This is a genomic window from Burkholderia sp. Bp8986 (assembly GCF_003854225.1).
In the GTDB taxonomy this organism is placed as follows: Bacteria; Pseudomonadota; Gammaproteobacteria; order Burkholderiales; family Burkholderiaceae; genus Burkholderia.
In genome coordinates this window covers 127,280-138,580 of record NZ_QTQM01000017.1, presented here as the reverse complement: position 1 = coordinate 138,580, position 11,301 = coordinate 127,280, and the positions used below count along the sequence as shown (strand labels likewise).

Sequence of the window (11,301 nt, the reverse complement as noted above, 5' to 3'; positions counted from 1 at the left end):
CTTGCCGACCACACCGCGAATGTCATATGCCTTGAAGATGGATTGGGAGATCATCGATTCTCTCTGGGTTGCGTGCATGGAAAATAATCTGGCCGCCTTTCGCGCATGCCGGCCATCGTACATGCGGGCCTTGCGGAACAAGGAACGGGACGGCTGGAGCGGCCCCGATCCCACTTATAATCGCGGGTTTTGATGACGCGTATTTTGTCCATTTTAATGCCTAGCCGCTCCGCCGCCGCCAACCCGCCGCCTTCGGGCGCCCTGCCGGCCGCCTCCCGCTCGCGCGGCTGCCCCGCATGCTGAAGCGATTCGGCAACCCGGACGTCGCGAAGGCCGTCGCGAATCTCGTCTGGCTGGGGCTCGAACGGCTCACGCAGATCGGCGTCGCGATCGCGATCAGCGGTCTTCTGGCCCGTTATTTCGGGCCGGACGTGTTCGGCAAATGGCAGTATGCGAATACGCTTCTCCTCGTACTGGCGCCGCTCACCTGGGTGTGCGGCGCCGAAATCCTGGTTCCGACCATCGTCCAGCGCCCGCCCGCGCAACTCGGCGCGGTGCTCGGCAGCGCCTTCGTGCTGCGCATCGGCGTGTCCGCCATCGCGCTCGTCGCGACCTGGATCGCGATCGGCGCCGGCGCGTTCGACCCGCTGGTCGGCGCGATGCTCGCGGGCCTCGCGGTCACGATGGTGTTCCGCGAGCCGTTCGTCGGCGTGATCAACGCGTGGCTGCAGAGCCTGACCTACAGCAAGCCGCAGCTCGTGACCAGCATGCTCACCGCGCTGGCGAAGGCGCTGCTCGTCTGGCTGCTGGTCCGTGCGGCCGCCGGCCCTGCCCGCTTCGCGTGGCTGTGGGCGCTGGAGGCCGCCGTGATCGGCTTCGCGCTGCTCCTCTACTTCCGCCATCGTAACGGCGGCGCGCTCGGCTGGACGTTCGACAAACCGCTGTTCAGGCACTTTGCCACCGCCGGCACCGTGTTCTGGCTCGGCCTGATCTGCATGTACCTGTTCCTGAAGCTCGACCGCCTGATGCTCGAGCGTCACGTGTCGTTCGCCGACCTCGGCCGCTACTCGGCGGCCCAGCAGCTCAACGAGAACTGGATCACGCTCGCGCTGATGCTCGCGCAGACCATCGCGCCCGCGTTCGTGTACCGCGTGCAGGACGTCGCGCGGCTGCGCCGCAACATCGTCCGGCTGATCGCGATGACCGCCGGCCTGATGACGGCCGGCGCGCTGGTGCTGGACGCGGCCGCGCCGCTCATCGTCGGCAAGGTGTTCGGCCGCGGCTACGAGGCGTCGGTCGACATCTTCCGCTGGGCGGTCTGGCTGTCCGTGCCGGCCGGCATCGAGGCGATAGGCAATCTTATCGTTCTCAAATATCAAGCAAAATTCGTGTTGCTGGCGAAATGGGTGCTCGCGCTCGCGATCGCCGCGCTCGTCAACGTGTTCGCCATCCCCCGGCTCGGCCTGTACGGCGCGCTCGTCGGGCTGGCGGCCGGCTATCTCGCCGCCGCCGCCGTTAATTTTTATTACATTCGTTTCAAGCTGCGCCCATGACGTCTCCCGATTGCCCGCCCCCGCTCGACGACGTGGCCGTGCTGATGCCGGCCTACAACGGCCACGACGACGTCGTGCGCACCCTCGCGTCGTTTCGCGAGGACGCGCCGGTGCACGTGCTGATCGTCGATGACGGCAGCACGCCGCCGATCGTGGCGCCCGACCTGCCCGGCCTTGCGGTCGAGGTGCTGCGCATGCCGCGCAACGGCGGCATCGAGCGCGCGCTCGAGGCCGGCATCGACGCGCTCGCGGCGCGCGGCTTCCGCTTCGCGGCCCGCATCGACGCCGGCGACCTCGCCGCGCCGCGGCGCCTCGCGAAGCAGCGCGCGTATCTCGATGCGCACCCGCGCGTGGCCTGCGTCGGCATGTGGACCCAGGTCGTGTCGCGTGCCGGCGAGCCGCGCTTCATGCTGACCCCGCCCGCCGACCCGCGCACGCTGCGCCGCACGCGCTTCCTGCGCTCGCCGCTCGTGCATCCGTCGGTCATGCTGCGCATCGACGCCGTGCGCGAAGTCGGCAATTACCGCGCGAAGTATCGCGCGGCCGAGGATCTCGATCTTTTTTTACGGTTAATGCAACGCTACGATTGCGCGAACCTGCCCGAGCTCGGCCTCTACTACGAGCTCAACGAGGGCGGGATCAGCGCGACCAAGCGCCGCCGCCAGCTGATATCGACGCTATCGCTGCTGCTGCGGCACTTCAACGTGCTGAACCCGTACGACTGGGCCGGCCTCGCCAAGAACCTGCTGCATTTCGTGACGCCGTACCGTACGCTGCAGCGGATCAAGCAGACGCTGTTCGCGGCGCGGCCGTCCGCGTAGCCCGCCTCCGGCATTTTCGACGCTTTATTTTTTGCTTTTTTTCATGTCCGCTACCTCCTCGCTGCGCATCGCGCTCGTCTGCAACACGGCCTGGGCGATCTACACGTACCGCCACGGGCTGATCCGTGCGCTCGTCGCCCGCGGCGCCGAGGTCATCGTGATCGCGCCGCACGACCGCACGGTGCCGCTGCTCGAGCAGATGGGCTGCCGCTACGTCGCGCTCGCCGTCGCGTCGAAAGGCACGAGCCCGCGCGAGGATCTCGGCACGCTTGCCGCGCTGGTGCGCCATTACCGCGCGCTCGAGCCCGATCTCGTGTTCCATTACACGATCAAGCCGAACATCTACGGGTCGATCGCCGCGTGGCTCGCGCGCGTGCCGTCGATCGCGGTCACGACCGGCCTCGGCTATGTGTTCATCCAGAAAAGCCGTGCGGCGAGCGTCGCGAAGCGCCTGTACCGGTTCGCGTTCCGCTTTCCGCGTGAAGTCTGGTTCCTGAACCGCGACGATCTCGCGACCTTCACCGACGAGCAGCTGCTCGCGCACCCCGAGCGCGCGCGGCTGCTGCACGGCGAAGGCGTCGATCTCGACCAGTTCGCGCCGGTGCCGCTGCCCGCCGGCCGTGGCCCCGTGTTCATCCTGATCGGCCGGCTGCTGTGGGACAAGGGCGTGCGCGAATACGTCGAGGCCGCGCGCGTCGTGCGGGATCGCTACCCGGACGCGCGCTTCCAGCTGCTCGGGCCGCTCGGCGTCGACAATCCGAGCGCGATCGGCCGCGCGGACGTCGACGCGTGGGTCGGCGAAGGCGTCGTCGAGTATCTTGGCGAGGCGCACGACGTGCGCCCGCACATCGCGGCGGCCGACTGCGTCGTGCTGCCGTCGTACCGCGAGGGCGTGCCGCGCACGCTGATGGAAGCGTCCGCGATGGGCCGCCCGATCGTCGCGACCGACGTGCCGGGTTGCCGCGACGTCGTCGCCGACGGCGAAACCGGCTTCCTGTGCCGCGTGCGCGACAGTGCGAGCCTCGCGGAGCAGCTGATCCGCATGATCGAACTCGGGACCGCCGGACGCGACGCGATGGGCGCGTGCGGCCGCCGCAAGGTGAGCGCGGAATTCGACGAGCAGCAAGTCGTCGAACGCTACCGGCAGACCATTCATACATTGACCGGCATCACACTCTGAAGGAGCGCATCAGCATGACCGCTAAAGGCACCATCCTCGTTACCGGCGGTGCGGGCTATATCGGCTCGCATACGGCCGTCGAGCTGCTCGACAACGGCTACGATGTCGTGATCGTCGACAACCTCGTCAACAGCAAGGCCGAGTCCGTCCGGCGCATCGAGCGGATCACCGGCAGGACGCCCGCGTTCCACCAGGTCGACGTGTGCGACGAAGCCGCGCTCGCGAAGGTGTTCGACGCGCATCCGATCACGGGCACGATCCATTTCGCGGCGCTCAAGGCGGTCGGCGAATCGGTCGCGAAGCCGCTCGAGTATTACCAGAACAACCTTGGCGGGCTGCTCTCGGTGCTCAAGATCATGCGCGAGCGCAACGTCCGGCAGTTCGTGTTCAGCTCGTCGGCGACCGTGTACGGCGTGCCGGAGCGCTCGCCGATCGACGAATCGTTCCCGTTGTCGGCCACCAACCCGTACGGCCAGTCGAAGCTGATCGCCGAGCAGGTCCTGCGCGATCTCGAGGTATCGGACCCGTCGTGGCGCATCGCGACGCTGCGCTACTTCAACCCGGTCGGCGCGCATGCGAGCGGGCTGATCGGCGAGGATCCGGCCGGCATCCCGAACAACCTGATGCCGTACGTCGCGCAGGTCGCGGTCGGCAAGCTCGAGAAGCTGCGCGTGTTCGGCTCCGACTACCCGACGCCGGACGGCACCGGCGTGCGCGACTACATCCACGTCGTCGATCTCGCGAAGGGGCACATCGCCGCGCTCGACGCGCTCGCGAAGCGCGATGCGAGCTTCGTCGTGAACCTCGGCACCGGCCAGGGCTACAGCGTGCTGGAAGTCGTGCGCGCGTTCGAGAAGGCGTCGGGCCGCCCGGTGCCGTATGAACTCGTCGCGCGCCGCCCGGGCGACATCGCCGAGTGCTACGCGAATCCGCAGGCCGCGGCCGACCTCATCGGCTGGCGCGCGACGCTCGGGATCGACGAGATGTGCGCCGACCACTGGAAATGGCAGGAGGGGAACCCCCGCGGTTTTGTATAATCCGCTGTCCATTTTTCGAGCGATCCCATGCTCAGCTTCGCGTCCGGCTTCATCGTCTCCCTGCTCGTCACGTTGTTCATCGTGCGCTATGCGCATCTGCACGAGAAATTCTCGGTCGACAGCGACCTGGCCGGCGTGCAGAAATTCCACGTACGGCCGGTGCCGCGTGTCGGGGGCATCGGGATCCTCGCCGGGGTCGTCATTGCCGCGCTACTCGTGTCGCGGCGCTATCCGACGATCGCCGGCAGCATTCTCGGGATCGTCGCGTGCGGGATGCCGGCGTTCCTGTCGGGCCTCGTCGAGGACCTGACCAAGCGCGTGTCGCCGCGCGCGCGGCTGCTCTGCACGATGGGCGCGGCCGCGCTGGCGTTCTGGCTGCTGGGCATCGCGGTCAAGCGGATCAGCGTGCCGCCGCTCGACTTCCTGCTCGGCTACGTGGCCATTTCGGCGTTCATCACGGTGCTCGCGGTCGCGGCGCTGGCCAACGCGATCAACATCATCGACGGCTTCAACGGCCTCGCGTCGATGGTCAGCTTCATGATGTTCGCGTCGCTTGCGTATGTCGCATTCCACGTCAACGACCCGGTCGTGATGTCGGCGTCGATCATCATGATGGGCGCCGTGCTCGGCTTCTTCCTGTGGAATTTCCCTGCGGGGCTGATCTTCCTCGGCGACGGCGGCGCGTATTTCATCGGCTTCATGCTCGCCGAACTCGCGATCATGCTGGTGATGCGCAATCGCGAAGTGTCGGCGTGGTATCCGGTGCTGCTGTTCATGTATCCGATCTTCGAGACGTGTTTCTCGATCTACCGGAAGAAGTTCATCCGCGGGATGTCGCCGGGGATTCCGGACGGCGTGCATCTTCATATGCTCGTGTACAAGCGGCTGATGCGCTGGGCCGTCGGGACGAAGCATGCGCACGACCTCACGCGGCGCAATTCGCTGACGTCGCCTTATCTTTGGCTGCTGTGCCTCGTTGCGGTGATTCCGGCGACGCTGTTCTGGCGGCACACGGTGCACCTGTTCGTTTTTGTCGTGCTGTTCGCGCTGACGTATGTGTGGCTTTATCTCAGCATCGTCAGGTTCAAGGTGCCGCGGTGGATGGTGGTGAGAAAGGAAAGACGCGGGCAGTGAGTCCAGCACCCAAAACGAAAAAAGCGCCTCGTGGGGCGCTTTTTTCATGCTCGGGGCCAACGTGGGCGGCGTCCGCGAGCGCTCATTCGTTCGATACGGCTCGCGCCATCGGCACGCTCTGCAGCACCGGGGCGACGGTCGTCTGATATTCCGGCACCCAGCGCCGCAGATCCCGCCGCACCTCGTCGTCGCTCAGCACGCGGTGCTGCATCAGCCACGGCAACAGCTCGTCGAGCAGATGGTCCGGCACTTCCCGGGCCCGCGCGATCCGCAGCTTCGGATGCGGCGTGCGCGTGGTCGTCTCGTCGTCCGCGAGCAGTTCCTCGTAGAGTTTCTCGCCCGGACGCAGCCCCGTGAATTCGATCCGGATCTGCCCTTCCGAGAAGCCGTAGAGACGGATCAGATCGCGCGCGAGATCCACGATCTTGACCGGCTCGCCCATGTCGAGAATGAAGATCTCGCCGCCGTGCCCCATGCTCGACGCCTGCAGCACGAGTTGCGACGCTTCAGGAATCGTCATGAAGAAGCGCGTGATCTCGGGATGCGTGACCGTCACCGGGCCGCCCTTCGCGATCTGCTGCTGGAACTTCGGGATCACGCTGCCGGCGCTGCCGAGCACGTTGCCGAAACGCACCGTCTCGAACTGCGTGCCTTCGCTCGTCTGCTGCAACGCCTGGCACGCCATCTCCGCGAGCCGCTTGCTCGCGCCCATCACATTGGTCGGATTGACGGCCTTGTCGGTCGAAATCAGCACGAAATGGCGCACGTTGTGGCGGATCGCCGAGCGGGCGACGCGATAGGTGCCCAGCACGTTGTTGCGCAGCGCCTGCCACGCGTTGTGCTCCTCCATCAGCGGCACGTGCTTGTACGCGGCCGCGTGGAAAACGATATGCGGCGCATAGCGCGACATCACCTGGTCGAGCAGCAGCGAATCCTTCGCGTCGCCGATGATCGGTACGACAGGCTGGTCGGGGAAGCGCTCGCGCAGTTCCTCGGCGAGCCGGTACATCGCATATTCGGAGAGATCGAACGCGACCAGTTGCGCCGGCTTGAAACGTAGGATCTGCCGGCACAGCTCGGAACCGATCGAACCGCCCGCGCCGGTTACCATCACGACGCGGCCGCGCAGCAGCGCCTCGACGTGCGGCGTGTCGATCGTGACGGCATCGCGTCCGAGCAAGTCCTCGAGATCGATATTGCGCACCTGCGACAGGAACCCCTGCCCCGGCATCAGCGCGGTCAGCGACGGCAGCACCATCGCCTTCACGCCGGCGCGCACGCACAATGTCGCAACGCGGCGCTGTGTTTCAACGGATGCCGACGGAATCGCGATGATCGCGTATTCGACCTTCATCGCATCGGTCCAGTGCTTCAGGTCGTTGAACGAGCCGAGCACCTTGTAGCCGTAGATCTCGCGCCCCTGCTTGGTCGGATCGTCGTCGAGGAGGCCCACCAGACGCCATTCCCCCGACCGCGACAGTTCGCGCGCGAGGCTCGCGCCGGCCGTGCCGGCGCCGAGCACGAGCACCGGCTTGCCCTGCCCGACGAGCCCGCCGTACAGGTAGAACTCCTTCGTTGCGCGGTACAGCGCGCGGGCGCCGCCCATCGCGAGGAACAGCATCAGCGGCGACACGAGCAGCACCGAACGCGGGATGATCGGCGATGGCTGGAACATCACGGCGCCGATCATCACGATCACGCCGCCGCCAATCACCGCCTTCGAAATCCGAACCAGGTCCGGAAGGCTCGCGAACACCCACAGGCCGCGATACAGGCCGAACACGTGGAACATCAGCGCGTAGACCGGCAGCACCCAGACGAGCGCCGTCAGCGCGCCGCCCATGAAATCGGACGGAACGCTGCCGTTGAATCGGACGAGATAGGCGAACAACCACGCGGCGGTGACCGCCGTCAGGTCAAACAGGAAAGCGCTCAGCGAAAGCCATGATGCTTTGGATCGCAACATCGGCAGGAAACCTCAAGAGTTATTTTCGGCGGCCGACTGAAACCGGCGCCAGCGCATGTCGATTACCAGTCCGATACATGCCAGGACGCCGTACCACGCGAAGAACGACAGCCACTGCTGCAGTTCCGGGCGGCCCTTTGCCCACACGGCGACGATTATGCCCGCGAGCATGATGAGGTACCAATAAAGAGCGGTCCGACGGTGACCTACGCCCGCCCGGACCATCCTTTGATAATAATGCTCCCGGTGCGCTTGCCAGAACTTTTCGCCACGTAACAGACGTCTCAAAAGTGTTACAGATGCGTCGGCAATAAAGGGCGCGAACACCAGCGCCGGGAACCAGATCGGCCAGACGCCGGCCCGCCAGCCCCAATAGCCGAGCGCACCAGCCAGGAATCCGAGCGGAATCGAACCCGCATCGCCGAGAAACAGCCGGGCCGGATGGAAGTTCAGCAGCAGAAAGCCGAGCGCGGCGCCGGCGACAGCCGAGCCGGCCACGGCCAGATCCGGTGACGGCATCGGGCCGGTCAGCGCCGCGACCGCATATGCGCCGAAGCCGAACAGCGCCATGCCGCCCGCGAGGCCGTCGGCGCCGTCCATGAAGTTGTACAGGTTCGTCAGCCACACCATCGCGAAGCCGATGCCGACCAGCAGCCACCACGGTGCGTCGGCCGGGAACACGGCGATCAGCGCGACGACCGCCGCGAGGTGCGCCGAGAACCGCACGCGGGCGGGCAGCCCGCGCCGGTCGTCGATCTGCGACATCGCGGCGAGTCCGGCGGCGGCGACGGCGATCAGCCACAAGTGCGGCGCCAGCGCGAGCAGCGCAACGACGCAGACCGGTACGATGCCCCATCCGCCGACGCGCGGCGTCGGCAGCGTATGGAGCGAACGGTCGTTCGGAATGTCGGTGGCAAGGCGCCACGCGAGGCCGGTCGCGAGCAGCATGCGCAGGATGGCCGTGGACGCGATGGCTGCGGCCAGCGCCACCGCGGCCGCTTCGGGCCACGTGGATATCGGGAGAAACATGGCGATTATTGTTGTGTGTTGCGCGAACGATACCATGCGGCCGTCGCTTCGAGGCCTTGTCTTGTCGTATAAGGCGGATGCCAGTCGAGCACGCGCGTGATCCGGCCCGTATCGAGCTGGAGGCTGCCGGTCAGGCGGTCGATCGCCGCGCGGCGGCCGGTCAATGCGCCGAGCGCCCGCAACACGGCGGACGGGACGGCGATCAGCCGCGCCGGCTTGCCGAGCGCGTCGCCGACCAGGCGCAACAGGCCCGTGACCGACGGCGCGTCGTCGTCGGCGACGTGGAAGCATTCTCCGGCCGCGCGTGGATCGATCGCGCATTGCAGCAGTGCGTCGGCCAGGTTGTCGACGTAGACGATGCTGCGGCGTGCCGGGATGGAACCGAGCGGCAGCGGCATCCCGCGCGCAACTGCGTCCATCATGCGCAGGAAGTTCGCACGCACCGCCGGACCGTAAACCAGCGGCGGCCGAACGACCACGACGTCGAGCCCGTTCGCCGCACCGAACTGTGCCAGCTGCCGCTCCGCGCGCAGCTTCGAGCGGCCGTAGGCATCCTGCGGGTCGGGACTCGCCGCTTCCGACAGCGGTACCCCGCCGTCGCTCTCGCCGACCGCCTTGATGCTGCTCGCGTAAACGATGCGGCGCACGCCATGCTGGCGCGCGGCTTTAGCGAGACGCAAGGTACCGGCGACGTTGGTCGCGTCGAATGCGGCGTCGGGGTCTGGCGACTCGTCGCGCATCACGTGCACGCGTGCCGCGAGATGAATGACGCAGTCGGCTGCAAGATCCGCTGGCCATCCCTCGTCGAGGCCTTCGAAATCGGTTGCGTCGTGCACCCATTCACGCACGCCTTCGATGGTTGCGCCCGGACGCCTCACCAGGGCGGTCACGGTATGCCCGGCCTCCAGCGCGCGGCGGCATACCGCGCGGCCGACGAAGCCGTTCGCACCGGTCACGACGAGATGGGTCACCACAGCCTCCAGCCGAAACGGTTGTAGAACTTGAACGCCGACGCAGCGAACATGCGGATGTGGGCGAAGCCCTTGCGGGACGCGCCGCCGCCGTGATGGATCACGCGGACCGACGGCACATACGCGACGCGCGCGACATCGTGCGTCCGCAGGCTGAGATCGTAGTCCTCGAAGTAGAGGAAATAGCGCGGGTCGAAACCGCCCAGTTTCTTCAGCACTTCGGTGCGGAACAGCATGAAGCAGCCGCTGACGATGGGTGGATCCCAGACGATGTCGTGATCGTTGATCACGTCGCGCATTTCGTAGTGGGCGAGGCGGTCATGGAAAAGCTGCCGGATACGAGCAGGCAAAAAACCCCGTGCGAAAAGATCGAATAAGACCGGGAAACGGCGACACAAATACTGAATGTCCCCTCTCTCATCGCCGATGCGCGGCGTCAGCAATCCGGCGTCCGGATGCGAGTCGAGAAAGTCAAGCGCTTGGTCCAATGCATCGGGAGCCATGTCGATATCGGGATTGAGGACGAGATGATAGTCACCCCCAACCACGCCGATCGACAGATTATGTCCCCGTGCATAACCGATGTTGCCGTGACCTGTCAGCACGCTGCATTCAAGGCCCGCGTCAAGAAAGGTATTTCGAGTGGCTGTCAGTGTTGCCATGTCCCCGCCGTTGTCGATCAAAAATACACGAACGGCAAGCCCAGGGCGCTTCTCGCGCAATTCGCGGCATGCGGCGAGCAGGCTCGAGAAGGTCTGCACGAGCATCGCCGCATCGGAGTGAAAGGTCACTACGGAAATCGACAGTACCTCGTCTTTCGACGTAGGCGAACGGGGGAGAAGAGACTCGGAGGAAGGAGAAACCACGTTTTAGCAGGATCCATGAGGCCACGGGCAAGTGTGCCACATTCGTCGCCCCCTTGAGGTGGACATGTCCAATTTTCACAAGCATGCCTCACCCGGGAGCCAACACGTTGACTCTCGTCCCGCGCGTATCCGGTGCCATTAAATCCGCCCTGCCGATGTCTGCCACGGGACAACACGACATCCGTCAAGAGACGGTCCTGACGCAGGTCAGACATCGTAGCGGAAAACCGTGACGCTTGAATTTGAGCCGGTGATTGAACAGATCTGGACTTCCCCGCCATGTTCACGACAAGCCACTCACTATTTGATCGATGTAAATTTCCTTTCCAGTCTCCCCCCAACTCAATGTTATCGTTCAACCACAATGCTCGCCGCCGTCATTTCGCATCGACTTTCCGGAAAATATATTTCGGGATACTTTACAATTCTCCACTGAAGCATTCAGCGAGTGTTACTTCGCCAGAAGCATCAACACCTACGGTCGGCAGCAACATCCGCATAGGTGAGCTTCGGATCGACGTCCGGGATGAACGAAAAGATCATTCGCTCAGGACTGACCGCATCTGTCGAATTCCCTTCAATTGCGGGCCGGAATCTTCGACTCAATTCACCACCATTCACGTAGAAGCCATTTCTCGACACGAGGATAGGCCTGCCCCCCATTCGGCCGCCGGATGACACGTGAGCGAGACTCTCCGGATTTCATCTGGGAAGCGACTACTCAGCCAATCGGCTGTCCGATAC

General features: G+C 65.3%; 10 protein-coding genes. 6 read left to right on the top strand and 4 right to left on the bottom strand.

The genetic code is table 11. The annotated features are described in order from the left end of the window. From DID99_RS37600 to DID99_RS17645, 6 genes are all read left to right on the top strand, one after another. The coding region (locus DID99_RS37600; protein ID WP_221622538.1) for a hypothetical protein at window positions 1-193 on the top strand (193 nt) is incomplete at its 5' end. Window positions 194-296: 103 nt separating this feature from the next. Further along, on the top strand, window positions 297-1,553 hold the full coding sequence (locus DID99_RS17665) for an oligosaccharide flippase family protein (RefSeq protein ID WP_124571696.1): 1,257 nt from the start codon (window positions 297-299) through the stop codon (window positions 1,551-1,553). Continuing rightward, window positions 1,550-2,374 (top strand): glycosyltransferase, encoded by an 825-nt coding sequence (locus tag DID99_RS17660; RefSeq protein WP_044846274.1) that lies wholly within the window; start codon window positions 1,550-1,552, stop codon window positions 2,372-2,374. The genes DID99_RS17665 and DID99_RS17660 overlap by 4 nt, the downstream gene beginning before the upstream one ends. Before the next feature lie 43 nt (window positions 2,375-2,417). Further along, window positions 2,418-3,554 (top strand): glycosyltransferase family 4 protein, encoded by a 1,137-nt coding sequence (locus tag DID99_RS17655; protein WP_124488763.1) that lies wholly within the window; start codon window positions 2,418-2,420, stop codon window positions 3,552-3,554. A gap of 14 nt (window positions 3,555-3,568) precedes the next feature. Next, a complete protein-coding gene (galE, locus tag DID99_RS17650; protein WP_044846276.1) occupies window positions 3,569-4,591 on the top strand; it encodes a UDP-glucose 4-epimerase GalE in 1,023 nt (340 codons plus the stop codon). A gap of 27 nt (window positions 4,592-4,618) precedes the next feature. Continuing rightward, complete coding sequence (locus tag DID99_RS17645) at window positions 4,619-5,725, top strand: glycosyltransferase (protein WP_044846277.1); 1,107 nt, start codon at window positions 4,619-4,621, stop codon at window positions 5,723-5,725. 82 nt (window positions 5,726-5,807) lie between these two features. Here the strand turns inward: DID99_RS17645 and DID99_RS17640 are convergent, their stop codons facing one another. From DID99_RS17640 to DID99_RS17625, 4 genes are read right to left on the bottom strand one after another with little or no spacing between them, the layout of a single operon-like run. Then, window positions 5,808-7,691, bottom strand: a complete 1,884-nt coding sequence (locus DID99_RS17640) for a nucleoside-diphosphate sugar epimerase/dehydratase (RefSeq protein ID WP_044846278.1) — start codon at window positions 7,689-7,691, stop codon at window positions 5,808-5,810. A 12-nt stretch (window positions 7,692-7,703) separates the two neighbouring features. After that, window positions 7,704-8,720: a glycosyltransferase family 4 protein gene (locus tag DID99_RS17635; protein WP_124571697.1), complete on the bottom strand. Its 1,017-nt coding sequence runs from the start codon at window positions 8,718-8,720 to the stop codon at window positions 7,704-7,706. Between the two features lie 5 nt (window positions 8,721-8,725). Beyond that, window positions 8,726-9,691 carry an SDR family oxidoreductase gene (locus DID99_RS17630; protein WP_124667228.1) on the bottom strand — a complete coding sequence of 322 codons (966 nt, stop codon included), beginning with the start codon at window positions 9,689-9,691 and terminating at the stop codon, window positions 8,726-8,728. Then, the gene (locus tag DID99_RS17625; protein WP_260444603.1) at window positions 9,688-10,557 is read right to left on the bottom strand and encodes a glycosyltransferase family 2 protein; all 870 of its coding nucleotides are present in this window, start codon (window positions 10,555-10,557) and stop codon (window positions 9,688-9,690) included. The genes DID99_RS17630 and DID99_RS17625 overlap by 4 nt, the downstream gene beginning before the upstream one ends. Between the last annotated feature and the right edge of the window lie 744 nt (window positions 10,558-11,301).